Here is a 26,670-nt window from a genome sequence, read left to right on the forward strand (position 1 = left end):
ACTAACAGGAACAAACCACATGAATACCGCCGTGAACGTCAACGTCGTGCATGAGTCCGAAGCCCAGCGCCAGCATGCCCGGGTACGCATCCCCGCCAAGCTGCGGTTCCTCGACCCTCAGCGCCAGGCCCACGATGTGAAGGTCGACGACCTCTCCGCCGGTGGCCTGAGCTTCCACACCAAGCAACAACTGTCGGTTGGCGACGTGCTCCGCGGGCGGCTGCAGTTCACGGTCGACAACCTCGGCCTGTCGATGGACATCGAGTTCCAGGTGCGCTCCTACAACCCGGGCAGCGGCCGTACCGGCGCGCAGTTCCAGAACCTCGAGCTCCGCGACATCGCCACGCTGCGCCACATCATCACCTCGCACCTGTCGGGTGAGCTGATCACTGCTGGCGATGTGCTCAGCACCCTGCAGCGCGACAACTTCACCAAGGCGCGCAAGCAAAAGGACGGCGGTGCCGGCCTGAGCGCCTTCGGCCGCCTCAAGGCGGTCACCGTCACCCTCGGCGTGTTCGTGGTCGGTGTCGCCGCCTTCGGCTTCATCGCCAAGTCGCTGTACGGCATGTACTTCGTCAGCCATGCCGAAGCCGGCGTGGTCGCGGTACCCACCACCAACGTCACCATGCCGCGCGACGGCACCGTGAACAGCCTGGTCGAAAGCGGTGGGCAGATCGCCAAGGGCGCGCCACTGGCCAGTTTCACCACCAGCATGCTGGACATGCTCAAGGGCAACCTGGAAGACGCACAACTGGAGCCGGCGAAGATCGAGGAACTGTTCGGCAAGCAGCTGTCCGGCACCCTCACCAGCCCGTGTGATTGCGTGGTTGCCCGCCAGCTGGTGGACAACGGCCAGTACGCCGCCAAGGGCCAGCCGATCTTCCAGCTGATCCCGCGCACCACCAACCCGATGGTCGAGGCGCGCTTCACCTACCGCCAGTTCGACGAGGTCAAGCCAGGCACCCGCGTCAACTTCCAGGTAGCCGGCGAAGACGAAGTGCGTACCGGCCAGATCGTCAGCAGCGCCAGCCTCAACAGCGAAGACCTGGCCGCCGACATCCGCGTGCAGATCAAGCCCGACAGCGCCCTGCCCGCCGAACTCGCCGGCCGCCCGGCTTCGGTCAACAGCGACCGTGGCCCATCGCTGAACTGGCTGATCGACAAAGCCATGGCCCGTGGGCTGTAAGAGGACCACAACATGATTCCCCACAAGAAAAGCGCCAGCCTGGGCCTGTGTGCCCTGGCTGCAGCCATCACCCTGGCCGGCTGTGCAGGCCTGCCCGACCAGCGCCTGGCCAACGAAGCCATGAAGCGCGGTGACACGGCACTGGCCGAGCGCAACTATAAGGCGCTGGCCGACCTGGGCTACAGCGAAGCGCAAGTGGGCCTGGCCGACATCAAGGTCGCCACCCGCGATCCGGCGAAAATCAAGGAAGCCGAGGCCACCTACCGCGCCGCGGCCGCCATTTCGCCGCGTGCCCAGGCGCGCCTTGGCCGCCTGCTGGTGGCCAAGCCCGACAGCACCCAGGCCGAGCGCGAAGAAGCCGAAACCCTGCTCAAGCAAGCCGCCAAGCAGGGCGAAAGCAACACCCTGATCCCGCTGGCGATGCTCTACCTGACCTACCCGCAGAGCTTCCCCAAGGTCAACGCGCAGCAGCAGATTGACCAGTGGCGCGCCGCCGGTAACCCGGAAGCGGGCCTGGCCCAGGTGCTGCTGTACCGCACCCAGGGCACCTACGACCAGCACCTGGGCGAAGTGGAGAAAATCTGCAAGGCCGCCCTGAACACCACCGACATCTGCTACGTCGAACTGGCCACCGTGTACCAGAAGCGTGGCCAGGCCGACCAGCAGGCTGCCCTGCTCGGCCAACTCAAGGCTGCCTACGCCCGTGGCGCAGTGCCGGCCACCCGGGTCGACAGCGTTGCCCGGGTACTGGCTGACCGCAGCCTCGGCCAGACCGACGAAAAAACCGCCAAGGACCTGCTCGAGCAGGTGGCCCCGGCCAACCCGGCGTCCTGGGTCAGCCTGGCGCAACTGGTGTACGACTTCCCCGAGCTGGGTGATACCGACCAGCTGATGGCCTACATCGACAAGGGCCGCGAAGCCGAACAGCCACGCGCCGAACTGTTGCTGGGCCGCCTGTACTACGAAGGCAAGACCGTGCCTGCGGACGCGCCCAAAGCCGAAGAACACCTGCAGGCTGCCGCCGACGCCGGCGAAGTCAGCGCCCATTACTACCTGGGCCAGCTGTACCGCCGCGGTTACCTGGGCAACGTCGAGCCGCAGAAGGCCGTCGACCACCTGCTGGCCGCCGCCCGTGGCGGACAGAACAGCGCCGACTACGCCTTGGCCCAGCTGTTCAGCGAAGGCCACGGCATTCGCCCGCAACCAGGTAACGCCTGGGTATTCGCCCAGCTGGCCCAGGCCAACCCGTCGCCGCAGTCCGCTGAACTGTTGCAGCAGCTCGATCAGCAACTTACGCCTGACCAACGCAGCCAGGCCCAGCAACTGCTGGCACAAGAGAAGCAGGCGCGCGGCAGCATGGCGCAAGGCGCAAACAGCACCCTGGCCATCGAAGCCCTGCAAGACGACGAAAAAGAAGTAACCGGTGAGGACTCGCTATGACGCTCAATCCCTTCGTGAAAGCTGGCATCGGCCTGAGCTTCGCCCTGCTGTGGTCCTGCCCGACCCTGGCGGAAATGACCGCTGAAAAGAACTTCGGCCTGGATGTGAAGATCACCGGCCAGTCGGAAGACGACCGTGACCTGGGCACCCGCTCCGGCGGCGACGTCAACGGCCTCGGTCTTGATCTGCGCCCTTGGGTATATGGCGAGCGTGGCAACTGGAGCGCCTATGCCATGGGCCAGGCAGTCACCGCCACCGACACCATCGAAACCGACACCCTGCGCCAGAACGACGACGGCACCAGTACCGATACCGCTGCCGACGGCCGTGAACAGGACAAGAGCTACCTGGCCATGCGCGAATTCTGGGTCGGCTACAGCGGCCTGACCGCCTACCCCGGCGAGCAGCTGCGTTTCGGCCGCCAGCGCCTGCGCAGCGACGATGGCATGTGGCGTGACACCAATATCGAGGCGCTGAACTGGACCTTCGACACCACCCTGCTCAAGGCCGACCTGGGCGTGGCCCAGCGCTTCAGCGAATACCGCACCGACCTCACCGAACTGGCCCCGGAAGACAAGGACCGCACACACCTCTACGGCAACGTCGCCACGCAGTGGACCCCTGGCCACTGGGTCGGCGTTCGCGCCCACCACACCCACGACGGCGGCAGCCTGAAGAACCCGGGCGAAACCGTCGATGCGCTGGACAAGACCCGCACCGGCGACCTCACCTGGCTGGGCCTGGAAGCCAACAGCGACGCCTACAACTGGCGCAACGACCACACCGTCAACTACTGGGGCAGCGTCACCTGGCTGACCGGTGACCGCGACACCCTCAGCAGCCAGGTCGTCGGTGACGAAACCGTGGCCACCGGCAAGCAGAGCGGTGACGTCAACGCCTGGGCCACCGACCTCGGCATCCGCCTGCGCCTCGACCCGCAATGGCAGGTCGGTGCGGCCTACGCCCGTGGCAGCGGTGGTGGTGGCGACGACGGTTCGAGCAACTACGAGCAGACCGGCCTCGAGAGCAACCGCTCCAATTACACCGGCACCCGTTCGCGCGTGCACCGCTTCGGTGAAGCCTTCCGTGGCGAGCTGGGCAACCTGCAGGCGGCCACCCTGTTCGCCTCCTGGCAGCTGCGCGACGACTACGACGCCAGCTTCATCTACCACAAGTTCTGGCGTGTCGATGGCAACCAGAACATCGGTTCCAGCGGCATCAACGCGGTAGTCAATGACAACGGCGTGAACCGCCCGCTGGTCGATGGTGAAAAAGACCTTGGCCAGGAAATGGACGTGGTCGTGACCAAGTACTTCAAGCAAGGCCTGCTGCCGGCTTCGATGAGCCAGGCCATCGACGAGCCATCTGCCCTGGTGCGCCTGCGCGCCGGTGTGTTCAAGCCGGGTGACGCCTACGGCAAGGAAGCGGACTCGTACATGCACCGCGCCTTCGTCGACGTGATCTGGCGCTTCTGAGGCCGGGAGACCCTGATGAACCTTCACCCGCACTTACGTCACAGCCTCCTGGCCAGCGCCCTGCTGCTGGCCAGTGGCCTGGTCGCTGCCGCAGAGCCCCAGGTGATCGCCAAGGAACTGCAGCAGGCCAAGACCTACACGGTCTCCAGTGCACCGGTCGAGCCGCTGCACATGGACCCGCCGAAGCTGCCTGACCTGACCGGCTACACCGCCGAGGCGGTGCAGAAGAAAATCGACCGTCGCCACAAAGGCAAGGTCAGCCTGCGCCGCATGTTCCAGGAGGACACCCTCAAGGAATTCGTTGGCGGCGACAACAAGGCGGCCGAGTGGGTCCAGCGCCAGCATGGCATTCCGCAGGCGATCTTCGTCGATGACGGCCATGTCGACCTGGTCGAGCTGAGCAAGAAGGTACCCAAGCAGTACCTCAGCGAAGTCGAGCCAGGGGTCTACCTGGCGCGCCTGCCGATCGTGGTCGGGCAGAAGGGCATCCTCGAGATCGACGGCAAGGTCAAGCAACTGCGCCTGTCCCAGGAAGGCGGTTCGTTCCTGGTCAACGACGGCAAGCTGTTCGTCACCGACACCCAGGTGACCGGCTGGCGGGAAAAGGAAAACGGCCCGGCAACCTTCCGCTCGCCCAAGGAGTTCCGCCCGTTCCTGCTGTCGTGGGGCGGTACCGAGACCTACATCGTCAACACCAAAATGGCCAGCTTCGGCTACGCCAAGTCCAAGTCGTACGGCGTGAGCATCTCGCAGTACACGCCGAACATGGCCAAGCGCATGGGCCGCCCGGAACCCACCGGCTGGATCATCGGCTCTGAGTTCAGCGACATGTGGTACGGCTTCTACTGCTACGAGACCCAGGACTTCGTGGTCAAGGACAGCACCTACCGCGACAACATCGTCTACGGCATCGACCCGCACGACCGCTCGCACCGGCTGATCATCGCCGGCAACACGGTGTACGGCACCAAGAAGAAGCACGGCATCATCGTCTCGCGTGAGGTCAACGACAGCTGGATCATCAACAACAAGAGCTTCGACAACAAGCTCTCGGGCGTGGTGATCGACCGTAACAGCGTCAACAACCTGATTGCCTACAACGAGATCTACCGCAACCACACCGACGGCATCACCCTGTACGAAAGTGGCGACAACCTGATCTGGGGCAACAAGCTGATCAACAACCGCCGCCACGGCATCCGCGTACGTAACAGCGTGAACATCCGCCTGTACGAAAACGTCGCAATAGCCAACGGCCTGGTCGGCGTGTACGGCCACATCAAGGACCTGTCCAACACCGACCGCGACATCGCCCTCGACCCGTTCGACACCAAGGTGTCGCTGATCCTGGTCGGTGGCGAACTGGCGGCCAACGGCTCCGGCCCGCTGTCGATCGACTCGCCGCTGTCGGTCGAGCTTTACAAGGTATCCATGCTCGCCCCGCGCAAGGCCAACGGCATCAGCCTCAACGGCATCCTCGGCGAACGCCAGGACGAAATCCTCGACCTGCTGGTACGCCAGCAAAAGGCTGTGCTGATCGACCCGGTCGAACGCCAGACCGAAATGATCGATTAAGGAAGCCCAGACCATGACTCCACATCTGATGAAACTGCTGGGCCTGTCCGCCGCCCTTCTGGCGATCAGCCAGGGCGTGCGCGCCGAAGACGTCAAGGCCCCCACCTTCAGCGCCGAGCCTTGCTGCCAGCTGTGCCCTGAAGCGCACGACCCAAGCCGCTACACAACCCGTTACCAGCAAAACTTCACCACGCTGGTGCAGGCGAAGGGCGACTGGCTGTTCCGTACCCGCGAAGACCTGCGCACCGAGTTCAATACCACCCCGGCCGGCTACAAGCGCCTGCAGCAAGTGCACGACGCATTCAAGAAGCGCGGCGTGGAACTGGTGGTGGTGTACCAGCCGACCCGCGGCCTGGTGAACCGCAACATGCTCAACCCGGCGGAAAAGGCTGCCTTCGACTACCAGAAGGCCCTGGGCAACTACCAGGCCATGCTCAAGCGCTTTGCCAGCATGGGCTACAACGTGCCCGACCTGTCGCCGCTGACCAACGAACAGCTGGCCGCTGCCGACCAGGGCAAGGACTTCTACTTCCGTGGCGACCAGCACTGGACGCCTTATGGCGCCGAGCGCGCGGCCAGGATCGTGGCCGATACCGTGCACAAGATGCCGGCTTTCGAAGGCATCCCGCGCAAGGAATTCGAAACGAAAAAGTCCGGGCGCATGGGCAAGACCGGCACCCTGCATAACGTGGCCGGCCAGCTGTGCGGCACCAGCTATGCCGTCCAGTACATGGACCAGTTCGCCACCGAACCAAAAGGTTCCACCGGCGGCGGCGACGACCTGTTCGGTGACGGCGGCAACGCGCAGATCACCCTGGTCGGGACCAGCCACAGTGGCAAGAACTACAACTTCTCCGGGTTCCTCGAGCAGTACATCGGCGCCGACGTGCTCAACGTGGCCTTCCCTGGTGGTGGCCTGGAAGGTTCGATGATCCAGTACCTGGGCAGCGAAGAATTCCAGAAGAACCCGCCGAAGATCCTGATCTGGGAATTCTCCCCGCTGTATCGCCTGGACCAGGAAACCATCTGGCGGCAAATCCTTGGCCTGCTCGACGACGGCTGCGATGACCGCCCGGCCCTGATGAGCGCCAGCGCCACCCTCAAGCCCGGCAAGAACGAGCTGATGGTCAATGGCAAGGGCGGCGTGATCAAAGACCTGATCAACCGCAACATGCAGATGGACGTCAAGTTCGAAGACCCGTCGGTGAAGGTGCTGCAGGCGACCCTCTGGTACCTCAACGGCCGCCACGAGGACATCAAGCTGGAAAAACCGGAAACCTCCGACACCGACGGCCGCTTCGTCTTCCAGATGCGCGAAGACGAGGACTGGGCCAGCCAGAGCCTGCTGGCGTTCGAGGTGCAGGGACCGGAAAGCGGTACCCAGAAGGTCGAAGCCAAGCTCTGCAAACGCAACAACTTCGCCGTGCCTGCGCAGACCGCGCAGGCCGGCCAGTGAGGCGACCATGATCCCGTTCAAGCGAATTTCCCGCCCCGCCCTGCTCGCCCTGGCGTTGTGCGGCGGTGCCGCGCACGCCGCGCTGGTACCGCCCCAGGGTTACTACGAGGGGATCGAAAAGCTCAAGACCGGCGACGGCAACTTCCGCTGCGAAGCTGCCCCCAAACCGTATACCGGTGCCCTGCAGTTCCGCAGCAAGTACGAAGGCTCGGACAAGGCGCGGGCAACACTCAACGCCGACTCGGAAAAGGCCTTTCGCAAGTCCACCGAAGACATCACCACCCTTGAGAAAGGCGTGAGCAAGATGATCGGCCAGTACATGCGTGACGGCCGCCCGGCGCAACTCGACTGCACCCTGGCCTGGCTGGGCAGCTGGGCCCGCGCCGATGCGCTGATGTCCACCGACTACAACCACACCGGCAAGTCGATGCGCAAATGGGCGCTGGGCAGCATGAGTGGTTCGTGGTTGCGCCTGAAGTTCTCCAATTCGCAGCCGTTGGCCGCGCACCAGGCCGAGGCCGAGCTGATCGAAAAATGGTTCGCCCGCCTGGCCGAGCAGACCGTGCGCGACTGGAGCGACCTGCCACTGGAGAAGATCAACAACCACAGCTACTGGGCGGCCTGGGCGGTAATGGCCACCGCCGTGGCTACCGACCGTCGCGACCTGTTCGACTGGGCCGTGAAGGAATACAGGGTTGGCGCCAACCAGGTAGACGAGCAGGGCTTCCTGCCCAACGAACTGAAGCGCAAGCAACGCGCCCTGGCCTACCACAACTACGCCCTGCCGCCGTTGACGATGATCGCCAGCTTCGCCCAGGTCAATGGCGTGGACGTGCGCGGCGAGAACAACAACGCCCTGCAGCGCCTGGCGCAGCGGGTACTGAACGGTTCGAAGGACCCAAGCGCGTTCAAGGCCCGCAATGGCGAGAAACAGGACATGAAAGACCTGAAGATCGACAGCAAGTACTCGTGGATGGAGCCCTATTGCAGCCTGTATGCGTGCAGTGGCGACACCCTGCAGCGCAAGCGCGGTATGCAGCCGTTCAACAGCTTCCGGCTGGGCGGCGACCTGACCCGGGTCTATGACCCGAGCGCAGAGAGCAAGAAATGAGTTGAACCCCTTTTGGGGTCGGAACCTGTGGGAGCGGGCATGCCCGCGAAGAAGGCACCGCGGTGCATGGCAAGGGCTTCGCCCTTGTTCGCGGGCATGCCCGCTCCCACAGGTACCAAGGCTTCCCCCACTTTTTGAGTGGGGGGTTTGGGGGGCGCTTTGCCCCGGATGCTGTGAACAAAAAGGAGAACCGGGATGGTCTTCTCGTCCAACGTGTTCCTGTTCCTGTTCTTGCCGATCTTCCTCGGCCTGTACTACTTGAGCGGGCAACGCTATCGCAACCTGCTGCTGCTGGTCGCCAGCTACATCTTCTACGCCTGGTGGCGGGTCGACTTCCTCGCCCTGTTCGCCGGCGTGACCCTGTGGAACTACTGGATCGGCCTGAAAGTCGGCGCCGCCGGCGTGCGTACCAAGCCGGCACAGCGCTGGCTGCTGCTCGGCGTCGGTGTGGACCTGGCGATTCTCGGCTACTTCAAGTACGCCAACTTCGGCGTCGACAGCCTCAACGCGATCATCTCCTCGTTCGGCCTGGAGCCGTTCATCCTCACCCACGTGCTGCTGCCGATCGGTATCTCGTTCTACATCTTCGAGTCGATCAGCTACATCATCGACGTGTACCGCGGCGACACCCCGGCCACCCGCAACCTGATCGACTTCGCGGCGTTCGTGGCGATCTTCCCGCACCTGATCGCCGGCCCCGTGCTGCGCTTCAAGGACCTGGTCGACCAGTTCAACAACCGCACCCACACCCTGGACAAGTTCTCCGAAGGCTGCACCCGCTTCATGCAGGGCTTCATCAAGAAAGTGTTCATCGCCGATACCCTGGCGGTAGTGGCCGACCACTGCTTCGCCCTGCAGAACCCGACCACCGGGGATGCCTGGCTCGGCGCTTTGGCCTACACCGCGCAGCTGTACTTCGACTTCAGCGGCTACAGCGACATGGCCATCGGCCTGGGCCTGATGATGGGCTTCCGCTTCATGGAGAACTTCAAGCAGCCGTACATCAGCCAGTCGATCACCGAGTTCTGGCGGCGCTGGCACATCAGCCTGTCGACCTGGCTGCGCGACTACCTGTACATCACCCTGGGCGGTAACCGCAAAGGCACCTTCAACACCTACCGCAACCTGTTCCTGACCATGCTGCTGGGTGGCCTGTGGCACGGCGCCAACTTCACCTACATCATCTGGGGCGCCTGGCACGGCATGTGGCTGGCCATCGAGCGCGCGCTGGGCATCGACACCAACCCGCAGCGTTTCAACCCGGTGAAGTGGGCATTCACCTTCCTGCTGGTGGTGGTCGGCTGGGTGATCTTCCGTGCCGAGAACCTGGAAGTGGCCGGTCGCATGTACGGCGCCATGTTCAGCTTCGGCGACTGGCAGCTGTCGGAACTCAACCGTGCCCAGCTCACCGGCCTGCAGGTAGCCACCCTGGTGGTCGCCTACATCACCCTGGCGTTCTTCGGCCTGCGCGACTTCTACCGCAACGCCCGGCCAACGCCCAAGGCCACCCCGGTGCAGGTCAACAGCGACGGTTCGATCGGCCTGGACTGGACCCGGGTGATGACCCGCGCCCTGGTGCTGCTGCTGTTCGTGGCCTCGATCCTCAAGCTTTCGGCGCAGAGCTACTCGCCGTTCCTTTACTTCCAGTTCTGAGGTTGATGACATGACCCGGACATTACGCATTACCTATTCGCTGTCGTTCCTCGGCCTGCTGGTGGGCATGGGCGTCTGGTCCACCGGTGGCCTGCAAAGCTTCCAGCGTACCGAGCAGATGACCCTGCTCAACGGCAAGCTGGCCAAGGCTGCCGAGACCCACTACGACGAGCAGTTCCCGATCAAGCGCCTGGGCACCAACCTTTGGGCGGCGATGGACTTCAAGCTGTTCAACGAAGGCCGCCCCGGCGTGGTACTGGGCCGCGACCAGTGGCTGTTCAGTGACGAAGAGTTCAAGCCCACCGCCGGTGCCGAGCAGCTGATGCAGGAAAACCTGGCGCTGATCCGTGGCGTGCGTGACACCTTGCAGCAGCACGGCAGCCAGCTTGTATTGGCGATCGTGCCAGCCAAGGCGCGGGTGTACGCCGAATACCTGGGCACGGAACTGCCGACCAGTCTGCATGACGACCTGTACAACCAGTTCCATGCCCAGGCACGCCAGGCCAACGTGTTCGCCCCGGACCTGTTGGCACCCATGGAGCAGGCCAAGGCGCGCGGCCAGGTGTTCCTGCGCACCGACACCCACTGGACGCCGATGGGCGCCGAAGTGGCTGCGCAGGCACTGGCCGAAGCGGTCAGCCGCCAGAGCCTGCTCAACGGCGACCCGCAGGCGTTCATCACCGAAGCCGGCAGCACCGCGCCATACAAGGGCGACCTGACCAACTTCCTGCCACTGGACCCGCTGTTCAGCAACCTGCTGCCGGCCCCGGACAACCTGCAGCAGCGCACCACTCGCCCGGTCGAGACCGAAGGTGAAGCCGGTGACGCACTGTTCGCCGACACGCAGATCCCGGTTGCACTGGTGGGCACCAGCTACAGCGCCAACCCGCACTGGAACTTCCTCGGCGCGCTGCAGCAGGCCCTGCGCAGCGATGTGGCCAACTACGCCGAAGACGGCCATGGCCCGCTGCTGCCGATGCTCAAGTACCTGCAAAGCGATGCCTTCAAGAACGCCGCACCCCAAGTGGTGGTGTGGGAATTCCCCGAACGTTATCTGCCAATGAAGAACGACCTCAGCAGCTTCGATCCACAGTGGATCGCCCAGCTGAAGAACACCCGTAAATCCGAAGAAAACCTGGCTTTGTCGTCCACCCGGACTAACCACTAATCAGAGGAACCTACATATGACTACCAAGACTTCCATTGCCAAAGCCCTCACCCTCGCTGCCGGCCTGTCCCTGGCCTCCATGCAGGCCTTCGCCGGCGCCGACGCCGCGCTGTATGGCCCGAGCGCACCGAAAGGCTCGACCTTCGTGCGCCTTTACAACGCTTCCAGCGCACCGGCGGCAGCTTCGGTCGGCAACACCCAGATCAAACAGGTTGGTGCACAGGGCAGCAGTGACTTCAGCTTCCTGCCAGGGGGTGACTACACCGCTCAGGTCGGTGGCAAGAGCGTGCCGGTCAAGCTGGCTGCGGACAAGTACTACACCCTGGTCAACAGCGCCAGCGGCAACCCGCAGTTGATCGAAGAGCCGCCGTTCAAGAACAAGCAGAAAGCCCTGGTTCGCGTGCAGAACCTGAGTGACCAGCAACTGACCCTGAAGACCGCCGACGGCAAGACCGAAGTGGTCAAGCCGGTTGCCGCCAACGGCCGCGGCGAACGCGAAATCAACCCGGTCAAGGTCAACCTGGCGCTGTTCCAAGGAGACAAGAAAGTGGGTGACGTCAAACCCGTCGCCCTGGAGCGCGGCGAAGCCGCAGTGCTGTACGTAACGGGTTCCGGCAACGCCTTGTCGCCGGTGTGGGTAACTCGCCCCGTGGCTAGCAACTGATTCCCCTGCCTCTCAACGACTATTGGAGAAACATGATGATCCCGGTAATTCTTTCTGGTGGTAGCGGTTCCCGTCTGTGGCCTCTGTCGCGCAAGCAGTTCCCCAAGCAGTTCCTGGCCCTGACCGGTGAACACACACTGTTCCAGCAAACCCTCGAGCGCCTGGTGTTCGAAGGCATGGACACACCGATCGTGGTCTGCAACAAGGACCACAAGTTCATCGTCCAGGAGCAACTGGCCGCGCTGAAGCTGGAAACCCAAGGCATCCTGATGGAACCGTTCGGCCGCAATACCGCGCCGGCCGTGGCCATGGCTGCCATGAAACTGGTCAACGAAGGCCGCGACGAGCTGATGCTGGTGCTGCCCGCCGACCACGTGATCGATGACCAGAAGGCCCTGCAGCGCGCATTGGCCCTGGCCACCGTGGCCGCCGAGCGTGGCGAGATGGTGCTGTTCGGCGTGCCGGCGACCAAGCCGGAAACCGGCTACGGCTACATCCGTTCCAGCCAGGACGCCCTGCTGCCTGAAGGCGTGGCGCGCGTGGCGCAGTTCGTCGAAAAGCCCGACGAAAAACGCGCCGCCGAGTTCGTCCAGGCCGGCGGCTACTTCTGGAACAGCGGCATGTTCCTGTTCCGTGCCAGCCGCTTCCTCGAAGAGCTGAAGAAGCACGACGGCGACATCTACGACACCTGCGTGCTGGCCCTGGAGCGCAGCCAGGAAGACGGTGATGTGCTGAGCATCGACGAAGCCACCTTCGCCTGCTGCCCGGACAACTCCATCGACTACGCGGTGATGGAAAAGACCCAGCGCGCCTGCGTGGTGCCGATGTCGGCCGGCTGGAGCGACGTGGGCTGCTGGTCGTCGCTGTGGGAAGTGCACGAGAAGGACGACAACGGCAACGTCACCAAGGGCGATGTGGTGGTGCAGGACAGCCACAACTGCATGATCCACGGCAACGGCAAGCTGGTGTCGGTGATCGGCCTGGAGAACATCGTGGTGGTCGAGACCAAGGACGCCATGATGATTGCCCACAAGGACAAGGTCCAGGGCGTCAAGCAGATGGTCAAGACCCTCGACGAGCAGGGCCGCAGCGAAACCCAGAACCACCTGGAAGTGTATCGCCCGTGGGGCTCGTACGACTCGGTGGACATGGGCGGCCGCTTCCAGGTCAAGCACATCACCGTCAAGCCGGGCGCCAGCCTGTCGCTGCAGATGCACCACCACCGTGCCGAGCACTGGATCGTGGTGTCCGGCACCGCCGAGGTGACCTGTGACGAGAACGTGTTCCTGCTGACCGAGAACCAGTCGACCTACATCCCGATCGCATCGGTGCACCGCCTGCGCAACCCGGGCAAGATCCCGCTGGAGATCATCGAAGTGCAATCCGGCAGCTACCTGGGCGAGGATGACATCGAGCGCTTCGAGGATGTGTATGGACGTACCTCTACACCCATCGAGCGTGGTGTTTCGGTGAAGACCATCGCGCAGTAATGCAACCCCTGGGGCCGCATTGCGGCCCCGCTTTTTGAGCCACTCTCCATTTCGGGCTACGATGGTCAGACCCCGCGCAATCAAGGTCTGCACGTCCCATGATCATCGGTGCCTTCCTCATCCTCACCTGGCTGGTGCTGCTGTTGCGCTACCCGGCCAAGGCCCTGCCGATCTCGCTGGCAGCCGTTTGTGGCCTGGGCCTGGTGGCCCTGTTCGTCGTCTGGCAGGACACCCGCGAAACCTCGCAACTGGCCCGCCTGGACCTGCGCCTGAGCTACGCCCCCGAACACTGCCCCGCCGACCGCGCCCTGCAGGTGCGCATGAAGAACGGTAACGACGTGCCGCTGACCGAGCTGCGCTGGCGGGTGGCGGCGTATGCGCCGGGCGATACCGTGAACCTGGCGGAGAACACCTACAACGCCCCGCGCTACCGTGGGCCGGGTGAACTGCAGCCAGGGGCCGAGTGGAAGGACTGCCTGCCGCTGCCGCCACTGCGCTCCGGGTACCGGCCGCAGACCCTGGAGTTTCGTGCAGAGCATCTGCAAGGTACGTTTGCCAACTAATGTATCGCCTGTACCGGCCCTTTCGCGGGCTTGCGCGCTCCCACAGGTACTGCACAGTACTCAAGAGCTGTGGAGTTCCTGTGGGAGCGGGCAAGCCCGCGAAAGGGCCGGCACAGGCAACACCAACTTCCCCTGACAACAGGCCCCAACCATGCCCACCGTCCTGATCACCGGTTGTTCCAGCGGCATCGGCCGCGCCCTGGCCGACGCCTTCCGCGATGCCGGCCACCACGTCTGGGCCACCGCCCGCAAACCTGAGGATGTCGAGCAACTGAACGCCGCCGGCTTCACCGCCCGGCTACTTGATGTGAACGACAGCGAGGCACTGGGCCGCCTGGCCGAGGAACTGGAAAACCTCGATATCCTGATCAACAACGCTGGCTACGGCGCCATGGGCCCGCTGCTCGATGGCGGTGTGGATGCCCTGCGCCAGCAGTTCGAAACCAATGTCTTCGCCGTGGTCGGCGTTACCCGCGCATTGTTCCCACAGCTACGCCGCTCACGGGGCCTGGTGGTGAACATCGGCAGCGTATCAGGCGTGCTGGTCACTCCGTTCGCCGGCGCCTACTGCGCCTCGAAAGCCGCCGTGCATGCCCTGAGCGATGCTTTGCGCCTGGAACTGGCGCCGTTTGGTGTGCAGGTTATGGAAGTGCAGCCAGGGGCGATTGCCTCGCAGTTCGCCAGCAATGCCCAGCGCCAGGCCGAGCAGGTGCTGGCGGCGGATTCGGCGTGGTGGCCGTTGCGCGAGCACGTGCAGGCACGGGCACGGGCTTCGCAGGACAAGCCCACCTCGGCGGCAGTGTTTGCCCAGGGCGTGTTGGCAGCGGTCGGGAAGTCGCCGGTGCCGGCGGTGGTGCGGTTGGGGAACGGCAGTACGGCTTTGCCGTTGATGGCCCGGTTACTGCCGCGACGGGTGATGGATTGGGCGTTGCGCAAGCGGTTTGGCCTGCTGCGCCCGCTCTGATTGATTGGTTGCCTGTACTGGCCTCTTCGCGGGTAAACCCGCGAAGAGGCCAGTACAGGCAAAACAGATCAGGCAATGGAACGCAGCACCCCGCCATCCACCCGCAAGGCAGCCCCGGTAGTGGCACTGGCCTGCATCGACGCCAGGTACACCACCATGTTCGCCACCTCCTCCACTGTCGCCAGTCGCTTGATCAGCGAGGTCGGCCGGTGCTCGGCAAGGAAGTTGGCCTCCAGCTCTTCAGTCGACACCCCCTGCTCCTCGGCCAGCTTGGCAAAGAAGTCGCCCACACCTTCCGAACGCGTAGGCCCCGGCAGCACCGAATTCACCGTCACCCCGGTGCCGGCCAGGGTCTCGGCCAGCCCGCGCGACACCGCCAGCAACGCAGTCTTGGTCATGCCGTAATGAATCATCTCGGTCGGGATCTGCAGCGCCGACTCACTGGACAGGAACACCACTCGCCCCCATTTGCGTTCGGCCATGCCCGCGGCATAGTGGCGTGACAGGCGAACGGCACTGAGCACATTGACGTCGAAGAAACGCTGCCAGTCCTCATCCTCGATCTCGAAGAACGGCTTGGGCTCGAAGATGCCCAGGTTGTTGACCAGGATGTCGGTGTGCGGCACCTGCTTGAAAAGCGTCTGCGCACCGGCCTGGGTGCTCAGGTCGGCAGCGATGCCGATGATGCGCGCCTGCGGCAGGCGCTCGCGCACTACTTTGAGGGCTTCGTCGACCCGGGCCTGGGTGCGACCGTTGAGGACCACTTCGGCCCCCGCCTCGGCCAGGCCGATGGCGATGGCCAGGCCGATGCCGGCGGTGGAGCCGCTGACGATGGCGCGCTTGCCGTTCAGGGAAATGTGCATCTGTGCCTCCTCGGTAATCAGGACAATTGCCGGGGCTGCTTTGCAGCCCATCGCGACACAAGGCCGCTCCTACATGCGGACGCGATCTCCTGTAGGAGCGGCCTTGTGTCGCGATGGGCCGCAAAGCGGCCCCAAAACATCACACTTTCTTCACAGGCTGCTCGTCAAACGCCTGCCAGCCACCACCCAGGGCCTTGTACAGCCCCACCAGCGCCTGCGACACCGCCGCAGAACTGTCGATCCACTGCTCCTCGCTGGCCAGCAAAGCCCCCTGCACCGTCAGTACATTGAGAAAGTCCACCGCCCCTTCCACATACTGCCGCTGGGCAGTTTCCAGGGCGATGCGGTTCTGCCGCACCGCCTCGGCCAAGTGGTCGCGGCGCAGCTGGCTGGCGTTGTACAGGCGCAGCACATCGTCGATTTCATGCCAGGCACCCAGCACCACCTTGCGGTAGTTCAGCGCCGCTTCCTGCTGCTGCGCCTCGCGCAGCTCCAAGGTGCCCTTGAGCCGGCCACCCTCGAAGATCGGCAGCGACAGCTGCGGCCCGAAGGCGAAGCGGCGTGAATCCCAGGCGCCGAAATCGGACAGCTGCATGGCCTGGAACCCGACACTGCCCGACAGCCGGATGCTGGGGTAGAAGTCGGCCTTGGCCACGCCAATGCTGGCGGTGGCAGCATGCAAACGAGCCTCGGCCTGGCGAATGTCCGGGCGGCGTTCGGCCAGTTCGGACGGCAAGCCAATGGCGAACTTCTGCTGTGGCGCAGGCAGTTCGCCGCCCTGCAGCAACTCGGCCTGCAGGCTGCGCGGTGGTTCGGCGGCAAGCAGGCTGAGGGCGTTGATCAGGTCGTCGCGCCGCGCTTCCAGACTAGGCAGGCGTGACTCGATAGAGGCGACCTGGGCACTGGCCTGAGCCACGTCCAGGCGCGTGGCGACACCTTCGGCCTGGCGGTTTTCGGACAATTTCAGGCTGTGCTGGGCGACCTTGAGGTTGTCGCGGGTCACATCGATGGTGTGCTGCACAGCGCGCAACTGGATATAGTTGCCGGCGGTTTCCGAAAGCAATGCCAACAGCACGCCGCGGCGGTCGTTCTCGGCCACTTCGACCGTGGCATCGGCTGCCTCGACCTGGCGCCGCACACGGCCCCACAGGTCCAGCTCCCAGCCGGCCACAAGGTCACCCTGCCAGAGGTTGAAGGCTTCCTTGCCCGCCTTGCCGGACGGGTCACTCAGGCCTTCGGCACTATTGCGCGAGCGGCTGTAGCCGGCGTTCACGTCCACTGACGGTACTTCGTCGGCAGCCACGGTGCTGCGCAGGGCGCGGCTTTGCAGCAGGCGGGCGCTGGCCATCTGCAGGTCGAGGTTGCGCTCGGCAACGCGTTGGATCAAAGCACTCAGGCGGGCGTCGTGGAAGCTCTCCCACCAGCGCAGTTCCAGCGGTTCGGCCTGGGGCTGGCTGGCCGCCGCCTCGCCTTGCAGCGGCGCCCACTGTTGCGGGGCCTGGCTGTCAGGGCGCTGGAAGTCAGGGCCCAAGGTGCAGCCGGCCATCAATACGGCCAGCAGCAACGGGCTCAAGCGTAACGCCGCTTTCATCGTGCACTTACCTCTTTGCCGTCCAGCTTGTCACCACGGGTGTCGATGGTCGCTTCCACCGACATGCCCACGCGCAGGCGGGCAAGCAGCGGCTGGCCGTCATCGAAAACGATCTTCACCGGGATGCGCTGCACCACCTTGGTGAAGTTGCCGGTAGCGTTGTCCGGCTTGACCGCGGCGAAGGTCACGCCGGTGGCCGGGGCGATGCTTTCCACATGGCCTTGCAGCTTCTCACCGGCAAAGGTGTCGACGCTGATGCTCACGGCCTGGCCAGGCTGTACGTGGGTCAGCTGGGTTTCCTGGAAGTTTCCGACCACGTAGGCCTGCTGCAACGGCACCACCGACAGCAGGCGGGCGCCCGGGTTGACGTAGGCACCGACACGCAAGGCACGCTCGCCGACCATGCCGTCCACCGGTGCGGTGATGCGGGTGTAGGACAGATCGAGCTGGGCCTTTTCCAGCCCTGCCTCGGCCCGCTTCAGCTGGCCGTCGGCACTGGCCACCTGGGCGGTAAGGATATCCACCTGCTTGCGCGCCGCGACCAGTGCCGCCTGGGCATTGGCCAGGCGTGCGCGGGCCTGGTCGACCCCACTGCGTGCCTGCTGGGCGTTCTGCACGGTGCCGGCACCTTGCTCGGCCAGGCGGCTGTAGCGGTTGACCTCATGGTCGGCGAACGCAGCTTCGGCCTGGGCCGCTTTCACTGCAGCCTCAGCCTGGGCAATCAGCGACGCCTGGCGCTCGAGCGTGGCACGGGCATCGGCGCTTTGCGCCTGGGCCACCAGCAACTGCGCCTGCGCGGCATCCAGCGCGGCCTGGTAGTCACGGGCATCGATGGTAGCCAGCAACTGGCCAGCCTTGACCTGCTGGTTGTCCTCCACCAGCACTTCCTTGATGAAACCGGCGATCTTGGGCGCGACCACGGTGTAGTCGGCGACAACATACGCGTCATTGGTGCTCTGGCGGTGGTCGCTGCCGAACATCCACGGGCCGACGATGGCAGCCAGGACGGCCACGGCAAGCACCGAGCCGATGAACAGGGTTTTGCGGTTGTTGGTCATTTAAGTGGTTCTCGAATTCATCCAGGGTTCAGGCCACCGCGCGCGGCGGATAGACCCGGGTAGGCACGAAAGGAATCAGGCAGATCAGGGCCACGGCAATGCAGGCCATGACCAGGTAGAGGTCGGCCGAGGTCAGCACCAGCGCCTGGTCGTGGATGCGCCTGGCCAGGCCGGCTGCGTTACCGTCGACCAGCGGGGCGTTGCCCAGGCTGTCCACCAGGTGGTTGGAATGGAAGTGCCGGCGCAGGGTGCCAAGGGCGTCCAGCAGGCCACCGGCGATCACCGCGGCCAGGCCCTTGACGGTGTTGAACCAGCTGGAGGCGAACGGGCCTTCCTGCGGGGTCATGCCGTTGGTGGACAGCATCAGCAGCGGCAGCACTGCCATTGGCTGGCCGAACACCTGCAGCAGGTAGAACGGGTAGAAATCGCCACGGATCCACTCGCTGGTCAGCAGGCTGCTGCCGGCACAGGACACAGCCAGCATCGCCAGGCCTATCCCCAGCACCCAGCGGCAGTCCACTGCGCGGATATTGCACAGCGCCGCCGTCAACGGCAGGGCCACCAGCTGCGGCATGGCCACCAGCATCATCAGCGGGCTGGTCTGCGCCGGGCGGTAGCCCTGAATCTGCGCCAGATAGGCCGACGGAATGCTGCCCACGCCCGAGAGCACGATCAGCACACCGGCCAGGGTCACCAGAGCGAAACTCAGGTTGCGCCGCGACAGCATGCGCAACTGGAAGAATGGCAACGGCTCGGACCATTCGTTGTACATGAACAGCACCAGCAACAGCAGGCCACCGCCGAGCAGCCAGCAGATCAGCGGGGAATCGAACCAGCCCCAGCGGTCACCCAGCGACAGGCCCAGTACGATGCAGCTGATGGCGGGCAGGCCGAGCAGCACGCCGCGCCAGTCGAACTGCTTGAAGCGCTCCAGGCGCAGCGGGTCCTGCGGCAGGCCCCAACCGACGCAGAACATGGCCAGCGCCGAGGGCAGGATGATCTGCCAGAACGCCCACTGCCAACCGACGTATTCGGTCCACAGCCCTGCCAGCGGTGTGCCGAGGTTGGGGCCGAAGGTGGCGGTGAGGGCATAGCAGGCCAGGCCATAGACCTTGATGCCCGGAGGCAGGAAGCGCAGGGCCACGCTCATCAACATCGGCGGCAAGGCGCCAGAGGCGAAGCCCTGGAGCACACGCAGCAGCATCAGGCTGTGCAGGTTGGGGGCGAACGGTTGCAGCAGGCCGAGCACGGCGAACAGGCCGATGGCGCTCATGGTGAAGCGCCGCAGCGAGAACGTGGTGGCCAGCCATGGCGCGAAGGCCATGGCCGAAACCGAGGCGGCGCTGTAGGCCGCCAGCAGCCAGGCGCCTTCGTCGGCACCGATGCCCATGGCCCCACGGATATCGGCCAGGGAGATTTTGGTTACCGACTCGTTGAGGCCCGCGCACAACACGGCCAGCAGCACACCGAACAGCCCGACCACTACCTGCAGGCCGAACGCAGTCTGCGCAGGCGCGGCCGGCGCGGGGGCGGCGGCAATCGCGGCAGACGGGGCGGACAGGGAACTCATGGGCAGACATCTCCAGCAACAAATTTGCGACTGGAGCAAGTCTAAGAAGGTCGAATGCTGACGAAAACTGACTTATCGGTAGGTTTATGTTGCGCTGGACGCAATCCGCCTTTTGCAGGTCTGGCCCTATCGCCGGCAAGCCAGCTCCCACAGGTACTGCGTAGTTTTCGAGATATGCAACGATCCTGTGGGAGCTGGCTTGCCGGCGATGAGGCCCTCATAGGCAATCAAGGGTCAACGCTGCAACAGGCCTTCAGGGTCTGCCGCAACCACCGATGTGCCGGGTCATTGTGAAACCGTGGGTGCCATGCCTGCAGCACGGTCACTCGCTCCAGCGGCACCGGGATCTCGAACGAGCGCAGCGGCAGCCCGAGCTTGTGCACGCTGTTGAGGATGTTGGCCGGCATCGGCAGGATCAGGTCGGAATCCGGCAGCGAGAAAAGCGCCGAGTGAAAACTCGGGGTAATCAGCGCCACCCGCCGCTGCACCTTGAAGTTGGCCAGCTCCACATCGATCGGCCCATTGGCCCGTCCACGGCGGGACACGCTGATCTGTGGATAACTGGCAAAACTGTGCGCCGTGATCGGCTGCTCGAAGATCGGGTGGTCGCGCCGCGCCAGGCCCACATAGTAGGTCTGGAACAGGCTCTGTACCTTGATCTCCGGCCCCAGGTCCACGGTCGAGCTGATGATCAGGTCGGTACGCCCGTCGCGCAGCACGCTGTCGTCATCGCCGCCGGGGCTTTCCGGCACGAAGCGCAGCACCGTGCGCGGTGCCTGCTCGTGCATGCGCCGCAGCAACTGGGCACCGTACAGGGCGATGAACAGGTCGTTGGTGCGGATGTTGAAGGCCCGGTCAAGCTTGGGCAGGTCGACCTCGTCGCCACTGCGGAACACCTCGCCGGCCTGCTCCACCAACGCCGCCACCTGCTCGCGCAGGGCCAGCGCCCGCGGCGTCGGCACCAGGCCACGGCCGGCGCGCACCAGGATCGGGTCACCCAATGCATCGCGGATACGCCCCAGGGTCCGGCTCATCGCCGCCGGGCTGAGGTTCATGCGCTGCGCCGCGCCGACCACGCTGCCTTCGTCGAGCAGGGCATCGAGGGCGACGAGCAGGTTCATGTCCGGGAGTTGCATGGCCGTTTTCCGTTACAGCTGTGGGAGATGGCGATGGTAGCAGGTTGCTGGATTGCACCAGACGCAATGCGCTCGTGCGTGGTGGGGCATTTATTTTGGACGGTGATTGGGTCATAAGATTTGCAGTGCCTGTACTGGCCCTATCGCCGGCAAGCCAGCTCCCACGGGGTCAACACAGCCCTTGGGCAATGCGGAGTACCTGTGGGAGCCGGCTTGCCGGCGATAGGGCCGGTACAGGCAAATGATTAGCCAGCCTGAAACAAGGATTCCGCATGCCCAGCCCCGTCCTGATCGCCATCGACGCCTCCCCTGCATCCACTGCCCTGCTCACCCTCGCCCGCCACTACTGCCGCCCCGGCGAACACGAACTGCATGTGCTGCTGGCCATCGACTCTACCTTCGCCGTCCACGACCAACCCGCGCCTTACACCACAGAAGAACTGGAAGAATACCCCGCCGCCTGCAAAGAGCAGCACCAGGCCGACCAGGCCGTGGCCGAGGCGGTGCGCGAGTTGCAGCAAGCCGGCTTCGCCAGCCAGGGCTGCATGGTGGCCGGGCATCCGGTCGAGGCGATCGTGGCCAAGGCGCAGGAACTGAATTGTGAACTGATCATCATGGGCCACCGCCACCTGTCGCGGTTGGGGCGGATGCTGGACCCGTCGATCAGCACGAAGGTGATTGATCGGGTGAAGGTGCCAGTATTGGTAGGGGCAGCGAGCTAACTGCACCGCTCCCACAGGATTTGCGCCAGCCCCAAGAGCGGCGCATCACTTGTGGGAGCGGGCAAGCCCGCGAAGAGGCCAGTAGCTGCACCACCTCACCCCGGATCATCCCTCGCTCGGCTTCACCACCACCGTACAAGTCGTCCCCGCCGCCAGCAAAAACCCGTCCGGCACTTCATCGATATGAATGCGCACCGGCACCCGCTGCGCCAGCCGAACCCAGTTGAAGGTCGGGTTCACATCGGCGATCAACTCGCGGCTTTGTGGGTTGTCGCGGTCGTAGATGCCGCGGGCGATGCTCTCCACATGGCCCTTGATGCGCTCGCCGCTCATCATCTGCAGCTCGGCCTGGTCACCCACCTTCACATGCGGCAGCTTGGTCTCCTCGAAGAACCCGTATACCCAGAACGAATTCTCGTCGACCACCGCCATCACCGCTTCACCGGTACGCGCATAGTCACCCTTGTGGATATTCAGGTTGGTCACGTAGCCGTCCACCGTGGCCACGATATGGGTGCGCTTGAGGTTCAGTTCGGCGGCAGCCAGCTCGGCAAGGGCCTGCTGGTAGTCCGCCTGGGCGGAGTTGGCGATGTTGCTGGCGTCGTCGCGGTTTTCCTTGGAGATCACCAGGTTGTCCATGTCGGCACGGCGCTTGGCGTTGACCTTGCGCATCTCCCAGGTGGCCTTGCGCGACGCAACCTGCGCCTTTGCCTGGTCGACCGCCAGCTGGTAGTGCTCAGGGTCGATCTGGATCAGCAGGTCGCCCTTCTTCACCCGCTGGTTGTCCTTGACCGGCACATCCACCACATAACCAGGCACGTCGGCAGCGACGTTGATGATGTCGGCACGCACACGGCCGTCGCGAGTCCAAGGCGTGGTCATGTAATGCAGCCACAACTGGCGACCGATCACCACGGCAGCGGCAAGCACCAACAGGGTGGCGATCAGGCTGAAGAACTTTTTCATCGAAGGATTCTCACCAGTAGAGCGACAGCGCCAGGGCGCCGAACAGGCAGACGAACAGGCTCAGGCGCAGCAGCGCCGGGTGCCAGAAGAAGCGGTAGCCATCATGGCTGGCGATGTACCGGTCCAGGCCCCAGGCCAGGCCCAGGGCGAACAGGAACATCAAGGTCATGGTGGGCATGTACACGCCATGGAAGGCGATTTCACGGGGCATGGTTTCAGGGAGCATCGTGCAGTCCTTTCGCCGGTGCCAACGGCGACTGTGGGTCGAGCAGGGAAGATCGGATGAAGTGCAGGTAGCTTTGCGCGCGGCGCAGCACCGAAGTGTCGAAGTGGCGGGCGAAGGGCTCGTCGGTGGCCTGCACGCGGGCGATGGCGTGGTCCACTGCCACCAGCGCGCGTTCGTGGTTGCTGGCGCTGGGCTGCAGGAACAACCGGGCCAGGGCACGGCCCATCACGCGGATCGCCTGGCGCCAGGGCTGCGACTCGGCGTAGGCCGGATGCACCGGCGCGCGGGCCTGCTCCTTGCGCAGCTCGATGATGGCATGGCCGATTTCCAGCACGGTGAACATCCAGCCCATCAACTGGCTCTGTACCTGTGGCTTGCCGGCTGCCAGGCCATAGGCCTGGTGCAGCAGGTCACGGGTGCGGCTTTCGAAGGCTGAACCCAGGCCGCGCAGGCGCCCGCTGATGGCGAACAGCACCTGCTCGCGCAGTTCCTGCTCCAGGCGGCTCCACAGCCAGCGGCTGTTGGGCGGCAGGATGATCGCCCCGGCAGCGGCACAGACGAACATGCCGATGACCATGCCGATGTAGTCGTTGATGAAGGTGTACGGGTCATACACGGTGAGGTTGTTCGGCACCGAGCCGATGGCGAAGAACACCAGCAGGCCGATGCCGTAGCCGGCATACGCCGGCCGAGACGAAAGGAACGCGCCCAGCACGAACACCGGCGCCAGGACCATGCAAAGCAGTGGGAAACCGTCGATCCAGGGGAACACGAAGAAGGTTTCGAAGAAGCCGACGACGGCACCAATCGCCGTGCCGCAGGCCATCTGGAACGACATGCGCTTGGGGTTCGGCGAGGCCGCCGACAGGCCCACGGTGACGGTGGCGATCAGGGTCATCATGGCGCCGCTGGGCCAGTCGCTGAGCAGCCAATAGCTGCCCAGCAACAACAGCACCGCCGAGGCGCGCACACCGGCGGCCAACGATACCAGCCAGCTGGTCTGCGCCACGTAGGGCTCATCCCACTGCTCGCGTTCGTGCCGGTGCGCGGCTAGCGAGGCATGGGTTTCGGCATAACTGTACATCTCGTCGACGAAGCGGTAGAGCAGCTCGAAGGCAGTGTGGAAGTCGAGCAGGTCGGACTCGCTCGGCTCGGTTGCCAGGTACTCGGCGCGCAAGCCGCGCACCTGTGCCTGCAAGCCTTCCTTGTAGGCGGCCAGCTCCAGGGTCAGGCGCAGCGCATCGGCGTCGGTCAGCGCCCGGCCCACGTAAGGCTGCAACAGCTCCACCAGGGTGTTCAGGCCTGGCTCGATGGCGCCGACGATCTGCAGCGGGCCGCGGGCGCGAAGGCGTTCCAGCAAACGGTGCAGGGCATTGAAGCGCGTGGTGATGGCCATGAACTCGCTATTCATGCGCACCAGGCGACCAGAGCGCCGGCGCATGTGCGGGTCTTCGAAGGCGGTGACGTTGCGCAGGCTCTCGAGGCCCACTGCTTCAGCGACGAAGCGCACGTTGCTGCTCTCGAAGCGGTCCCGCTGGCTTTCGCCGCGCAGGGCCTCGACCACCACCCCCGCGAAAACGCCAAAGCGCTGGTACAGGGCGTTGCGCATGGCGGCACTGGCCGACTGCGGCAGGATCGCGGCGCTGACAAAGGTCGACACCAGAATGCCCAGGGCAATTTCCAGCACCCGCCATACCGCCGCCATGAAAGCCTGGTCGGGGTGCTGCAGCACCGGCAGGCCGATCATCGCCGCTGTATAGCCGGCCAGCACGAAGCCATAGGCGCGGAAAGTGCGGTAGCGCATGGCACCGGCCGAGCACAGGCCTACCCACAGGGCCAGGCTGGGCAGGAACAGCTCGGTGTTCTGCGGGAATATGGCGATCAGCGCCACCATCATCGCCGAGCCGGCCAGGGTGCCGAGCACTCGGTAGAAGCTCTTGGCGAACACATGCCCGCTTTGCGGCTGCATGACGATGAACACGGTGATCATCGCCGTGCGCGGTTGCGGCAACTCCAGGCGCATGGCCAGCCACAGGGTGATGAACGCAGCGGCCAGCACTTTGAAGATGTACACCCAGGTCACCCCGTCGGTGCGCGCCCAGGCAAAGAAACCCCGGCGCCATTCCAGGCTCTGCAGCCAGCGCACGGGCAAACTGGAAGTGCTCATTCGGCGTTATCCGGCTTCTTGTCGAAAATGGCCAGGGTGGCCGGGGTTTTCGGTGCGGCCTGGCGCTCCTCTTTCGGCGCATCCTGACCAGCCTGCAAGCCACCGCCCAGGGCAGTGACCAGCTCGGCATGGGCAATCAGGCGCGCGGCCTGCACCTGCTGCTGCACCTGCTGCTGGCGGAACAGCAAAGTCTGCGCATTGAGCACGTTGAGGTAGTCGGTAAGGCCACGCTGGAAGGCAACCATGGCGATGTCGTAGGTTTTCTGCGCGGCCGCGACCGACTCGGCGGCGAAGTGCGACTGCTCCTTCATCGACTCACGGCGGATCAGCTGGTCGGAGATGTTCTTCAGCGCACCGACCACGGTCTGGTTGTAGCGCGCCACGGCCACGTCATAGCCCGCCGAAGCCACGCCCAGTTGCGAACGCAGGCGGCCACCATCGAAGACCGGCAGGCTGATGGCCGGGCCGACGTTGTAGTTGAACTTGCGCCCGGTGAGGAATTCCAGCGGGCCACCACCGGTTGCCATGAAGCCAAGGCCGCCGACCAGGTCGACGTTGGGGAAGAAGCCGGCGTGGGCAACATCGATGCCACGCGCCTGGGCGGCCACCTGCCAACGGCTGGCGACCACGTCGGGGCGCTGGCCGACCAGTTCGGCCGGCAGGTTCGACGGCAGCTTCAGCGGCGCGGCCAGGGCCAGGCTCGGGCGCTGCAACTGCGCGCCCTCCCCCGGGCCCTTGCCGGCCAGGGCGGCCAGCTGGTTGCGGGCCAGGGCAATTTCTTCGTCCAGGCTGTCGAGCTGGCGGTGGGTTTCCGGCAACGGCGCTTCAGCCTGGCTGACTTCGAAGTGGGTGCCGATGCCGGCATCCAGACGGCGCTTGGCCAGGGCCAGGATCTGCTCCTGCTGTTCCAGCTCGGCCTTGACGATATCGCGCTGGGCGAAGTGCAGGCTCAGCTGAATGTAGGCGCGCACCACGTTGTTCTGCAGCTCCAGCTGCGCCTGGCGGGCTTCGGCCACGCTCATGTGCGCCTGGTCCACGGCCTGCTCGCTGGCATTGCGTTCGCGGCCCCACAGGTCGAGCGCGTAGCTGAAGCCAATCGCGGCGTTGTTGTCCCAGGTGTTGGCGCCGGACAGTGCGCCCGGGCCGTAGAACTGGTCTTCAGGCCAGTTGTGGCGCTTGAGCGCGGCCTGGCCATTGGCCTGGAGCTTTTCCGCCGATTCGACCACACCGGCCATGGCCCTGGCTTCGCGTACCCGCGCCGCAGCCATGGCCAGGCTCGGGCTGCCGGCCACGGCCAGGGCAACCCAGCGGTCCAGCTGTGGGTCGCCATAGGCGCGCCACCATTGTTGATCGGGCCAGTGGGCGTCGGTCGCGGCTTCGCGTATGGCCGCGTCGGTGGTCAGGGTGTTGGCTTGCAGCGTCTTGCTTTGCGGGGCAATGCCCCAGGTTCCGATACAGCCGCTCAAGGTGAGGGCAAGGGCACAGGCACTGAACGCATTGAGCGTTCTGATGATGCGACGCGGCACAGCTGCGATTTCCCGAGGAAGAGGTGAAGAGGCCGGGCAATTCTAGGGGGCGTCAGCACTGGCGATAAGCGTGGATTCCTGCGAATCTTTGTTACCAAAA

22 protein-coding genes are annotated in these 26,670 nt (G+C 64.7%); 13 read left to right on the forward strand and 9 right to left on the reverse strand.

Translation table 11 applies throughout. The features are described 5' to 3' along the window. Positions 1-19 precede the first annotated feature (19 nt). From ACK56M_RS24585 to ACK56M_RS24640, 12 genes are all read left to right on the forward strand, one after another. On the forward strand, positions 20-1,186 hold the full coding sequence (locus ACK56M_RS24585) for an alginate biosynthesis protein Alg44 (protein ID WP_013974151.1): 1,167 nt from the start codon (positions 20-22) through the stop codon (positions 1,184-1,186). A gap of 12 nt (positions 1,187-1,198) precedes the next feature. Then, positions 1,199-2,626 (forward strand): alginate biosynthesis TPR repeat lipoprotein AlgK, encoded by a 1,428-nt coding sequence (gene algK, locus ACK56M_RS24590; RefSeq protein WP_085720998.1) that lies wholly within the window; start codon positions 1,199-1,201, stop codon positions 2,624-2,626. After that, complete coding sequence (locus ACK56M_RS24595; RefSeq protein ID WP_013974153.1) at positions 2,623-4,101, forward strand: alginate export family protein; 1,479 nt, start codon at positions 2,623-2,625, stop codon at positions 4,099-4,101. Before algK ends, ACK56M_RS24595 begins: the two co-directional genes overlap by 4 nt. A 15-nt stretch (positions 4,102-4,116) precedes the next feature. After that, positions 4,117-5,676, forward strand: coding sequence for a mannuronan 5-epimerase AlgG (gene algG, locus ACK56M_RS24600; protein WP_015271743.1), 1,560 nt, complete (start codon positions 4,117-4,119; stop codon positions 5,674-5,676). A 13-nt stretch (positions 5,677-5,689) separates the two neighbouring features. Then, complete coding sequence (locus ACK56M_RS24605) at positions 5,690-7,132, forward strand: alginate O-acetyltransferase (protein ID WP_054572778.1); 1,443 nt, start codon at positions 5,690-5,692, stop codon at positions 7,130-7,132. Between the two features lie 7 nt (positions 7,133-7,139). Then, positions 7,140-8,243, forward strand: coding sequence for a mannuronate-specific alginate lyase (locus ACK56M_RS24610; protein ID WP_013974156.1), 1,104 nt, complete (start codon positions 7,140-7,142; stop codon positions 8,241-8,243). 195 nt (positions 8,244-8,438) lie between these two features. Continuing rightward, entirely contained in the window at positions 8,439-9,896 is a 1,458-nt protein-coding gene (locus ACK56M_RS24615) for an MBOAT family O-acyltransferase (RefSeq protein ID WP_015271746.1), read from the forward strand. A gap of 10 nt (positions 9,897-9,906) precedes the next feature. Beyond that, on the forward strand, positions 9,907-11,064 hold the full coding sequence (locus ACK56M_RS24620) for an alginate O-acetyltransferase (protein WP_015271747.1): 1,158 nt from the start codon (positions 9,907-9,909) through the stop codon (positions 11,062-11,064). Positions 11,065-11,080: 16 nt separating this feature from the next. Then, positions 11,081-11,728 (forward strand): alginate O-acetyltransferase AlgF, encoded by a 648-nt coding sequence (locus ACK56M_RS24625; RefSeq protein ID WP_013974158.1) that lies wholly within the window; start codon positions 11,081-11,083, stop codon positions 11,726-11,728. 35 nt (positions 11,729-11,763) lie between these two features. After that, on the forward strand, positions 11,764-13,218 hold the full coding sequence (locus ACK56M_RS24630; protein WP_024087718.1) for a mannose-1-phosphate guanylyltransferase/mannose-6-phosphate isomerase: 1,455 nt from the start codon (positions 11,764-11,766) through the stop codon (positions 13,216-13,218). Between the two features lie 98 nt (positions 13,219-13,316). Beyond that, positions 13,317-13,781, forward strand: coding sequence for a multidrug transporter (locus tag ACK56M_RS24635; protein WP_100412775.1), 465 nt, complete (start codon positions 13,317-13,319; stop codon positions 13,779-13,781). 151 nt (positions 13,782-13,932) lie between these two features. Then, positions 13,933-14,745: an SDR family oxidoreductase gene (locus ACK56M_RS24640; protein ID WP_100412776.1), complete on the forward strand. Its 813-nt coding sequence runs from the start codon at positions 13,933-13,935 to the stop codon at positions 14,743-14,745. Positions 14,746-14,813: 68 nt separating this feature from the next. On the opposite strand, the gene ACK56M_RS24645 is transcribed toward ACK56M_RS24640, so the two are convergent. The 5 genes from ACK56M_RS24645 to ACK56M_RS24665 all read right to left on the reverse strand — a co-directional run bounded on the left by ACK56M_RS24645 (position 14,814) and on the right by ACK56M_RS24665 (position 20,963). Then, on the reverse strand, positions 14,814-15,608 hold the full coding sequence (locus ACK56M_RS24645; RefSeq protein WP_411959116.1) for an SDR family NAD(P)-dependent oxidoreductase: 795 nt from the start codon (positions 15,606-15,608) through the stop codon (positions 14,814-14,816). Between the two features lie 139 nt (positions 15,609-15,747). After that, positions 15,748-17,199 (reverse strand): efflux transporter outer membrane subunit, encoded by a 1,452-nt coding sequence (locus tag ACK56M_RS24650; RefSeq protein ID WP_015271752.1) that lies wholly within the window; start codon positions 17,197-17,199, stop codon positions 15,748-15,750. Then, complete coding sequence (locus ACK56M_RS24655; protein ID WP_015271753.1) at positions 17,196-18,257, reverse strand: HlyD family secretion protein; 1,062 nt, start codon at positions 18,255-18,257, stop codon at positions 17,196-17,198. The genes ACK56M_RS24650 and ACK56M_RS24655 overlap by 4 nt, the downstream gene beginning before the upstream one ends. 28 nt (positions 18,258-18,285) lie before the next feature. After that, the gene (locus tag ACK56M_RS24660) at positions 18,286-19,827 is read right to left on the reverse strand and encodes an MFS transporter (RefSeq protein ID WP_015271754.1); all 1,542 of its coding nucleotides are present in this window, start codon (positions 19,825-19,827) and stop codon (positions 18,286-18,288) included. 227 nt (positions 19,828-20,054) lie between these two features. After that, on the reverse strand, positions 20,055-20,963 hold the full coding sequence (locus ACK56M_RS24665; RefSeq protein ID WP_015271755.1) for a LysR family transcriptional regulator: 909 nt from the start codon (positions 20,961-20,963) through the stop codon (positions 20,055-20,057). A 272-nt stretch (positions 20,964-21,235) separates the two neighbouring features. Here ACK56M_RS24665 and ACK56M_RS24670 point away from each other — a divergent pair, with 272 nt between their 5' ends. Beyond that, positions 21,236-21,685: a universal stress protein gene (locus ACK56M_RS24670; RefSeq protein ID WP_015271756.1), complete on the forward strand. Its 450-nt coding sequence runs from the start codon at positions 21,236-21,238 to the stop codon at positions 21,683-21,685. A gap of 105 nt (positions 21,686-21,790) precedes the next feature. On the opposite strand, the gene ACK56M_RS24675 is transcribed toward ACK56M_RS24670, so the two are convergent. The 4 genes from ACK56M_RS24675 to ACK56M_RS24690 are packed head-to-tail and all read right to left on the reverse strand — an operon-like array spanning position 21,791 to position 26,570. Further along, on the reverse strand, positions 21,791-22,651 hold the full coding sequence (locus ACK56M_RS24675) for an HlyD family secretion protein (protein ID WP_013974168.1): 861 nt from the start codon (positions 22,649-22,651) through the stop codon (positions 21,791-21,793). A gap of 10 nt (positions 22,652-22,661) precedes the next feature. Then, positions 22,662-22,862 carry a DUF1656 domain-containing protein gene (locus ACK56M_RS24680; RefSeq protein ID WP_003257154.1) on the reverse strand — a complete coding sequence of 67 codons (201 nt, stop codon included), beginning with the start codon at positions 22,860-22,862 and terminating at the stop codon, positions 22,662-22,664. A gap of 4 nt (positions 22,863-22,866) precedes the next feature. Further along, a complete protein-coding gene (locus tag ACK56M_RS24685) occupies positions 22,867-25,044 on the reverse strand; it encodes an FUSC family protein (protein ID WP_015271757.1) in 2,178 nt (725 codons plus the stop codon). Then, the gene (locus ACK56M_RS24690; protein WP_015271758.1) at positions 25,041-26,570 is read right to left on the reverse strand and encodes an efflux transporter outer membrane subunit; all 1,530 of its coding nucleotides are present in this window, start codon (positions 26,568-26,570) and stop codon (positions 25,041-25,043) included. The genes ACK56M_RS24685 and ACK56M_RS24690 overlap by 4 nt, the downstream gene beginning before the upstream one ends. Positions 26,571-26,670: the final 100 nt, after the last annotated feature.

Source organism: Pseudomonas sp. s4, from assembly GCF_046764235.1.
In the GTDB taxonomy this organism is placed as follows: Bacteria; Pseudomonadota; Gammaproteobacteria; order Pseudomonadales; family Pseudomonadaceae; genus Aquipseudomonas; species Aquipseudomonas asiatica.

Bases quoted from the DNA above. Each gene is read 5' to 3' on its own strand.
- ACK56M_RS24585 (WP_013974151.1), top strand. From the start codon at position 20: ATGAATACCGCCGTGAACGTCAACGTCGTGCATGAGTCCGAAGCCCAG.
- algK (WP_085720998.1), top strand. From the start codon at position 1,199: ATGATTCCCCACAAGAAAAGCGCCAGCCTGGGCCTGTGTGCCCTGGCT.
- ACK56M_RS24595 (WP_013974153.1), top strand. From the start codon at position 2,623: ATGACGCTCAATCCCTTCGTGAAAGCTGGCATCGGCCTGAGCTTCGCC.
- algG (WP_015271743.1), top strand. From the start codon at position 4,117: ATGAACCTTCACCCGCACTTACGTCACAGCCTCCTGGCCAGCGCCCTG.
- ACK56M_RS24605 (WP_054572778.1), top strand. From the start codon at position 5,690: ATGACTCCACATCTGATGAAACTGCTGGGCCTGTCCGCCGCCCTTCTG.
- ACK56M_RS24610 (WP_013974156.1), top strand. From the start codon at position 7,140: ATGATCCCGTTCAAGCGAATTTCCCGCCCCGCCCTGCTCGCCCTGGCG.
- ACK56M_RS24615 (WP_015271746.1), top strand. From the start codon at position 8,439: ATGGTCTTCTCGTCCAACGTGTTCCTGTTCCTGTTCTTGCCGATCTTC.
- ACK56M_RS24620 (WP_015271747.1), top strand. From the start codon at position 9,907: ATGACCCGGACATTACGCATTACCTATTCGCTGTCGTTCCTCGGCCTG.
- ACK56M_RS24625 (WP_013974158.1), top strand. From the start codon at position 11,081: ATGACTACCAAGACTTCCATTGCCAAAGCCCTCACCCTCGCTGCCGGC.
- ACK56M_RS24630 (WP_024087718.1), top strand. From the start codon at position 11,764: ATGATCCCGGTAATTCTTTCTGGTGGTAGCGGTTCCCGTCTGTGGCCT.
- ACK56M_RS24635 (WP_100412775.1), top strand. From the start codon at position 13,317: ATGATCATCGGTGCCTTCCTCATCCTCACCTGGCTGGTGCTGCTGTTG.
- ACK56M_RS24640 (WP_100412776.1), top strand. From the start codon at position 13,933: ATGCCCACCGTCCTGATCACCGGTTGTTCCAGCGGCATCGGCCGCGCC.
- ACK56M_RS24645 (WP_411959116.1), bottom strand. From the start codon at position 15,608: ATGCACATTTCCCTGAACGGCAAGCGCGCCATCGTCAGCGGCTCCACC.
- ACK56M_RS24650 (WP_015271752.1), bottom strand. From the start codon at position 17,199: ATGAAAGCGGCGTTACGCTTGAGCCCGTTGCTGCTGGCCGTATTGATG.
- ACK56M_RS24655 (WP_015271753.1), bottom strand. From the start codon at position 18,257: ATGACCAACAACCGCAAAACCCTGTTCATCGGCTCGGTGCTTGCCGTG.
- ACK56M_RS24660 (WP_015271754.1), bottom strand. From the start codon at position 19,827: ATGAGTTCCCTGTCCGCCCCGTCTGCCGCGATTGCCGCCGCCCCCGCG.
- ACK56M_RS24665 (WP_015271755.1), bottom strand. From the start codon at position 20,963: ATGCAACTCCCGGACATGAACCTGCTCGTCGCCCTCGATGCCCTGCTC.
- ACK56M_RS24670 (WP_015271756.1), top strand. From the start codon at position 21,236: ATGCCCAGCCCCGTCCTGATCGCCATCGACGCCTCCCCTGCATCCACT.
- ACK56M_RS24675 (WP_013974168.1), bottom strand. From the start codon at position 22,651: ATGAAAAAGTTCTTCAGCCTGATCGCCACCCTGTTGGTGCTTGCCGCT.
- ACK56M_RS24680 (WP_003257154.1), bottom strand. From the start codon at position 22,862: ATGCCCCGTGAAATCGCCTTCCATGGCGTGTACATGCCCACCATGACC.
- ACK56M_RS24685 (WP_015271757.1), bottom strand. From the start codon at position 25,044: ATGAGCACTTCCAGTTTGCCCGTGCGCTGGCTGCAGAGCCTGGAATGG.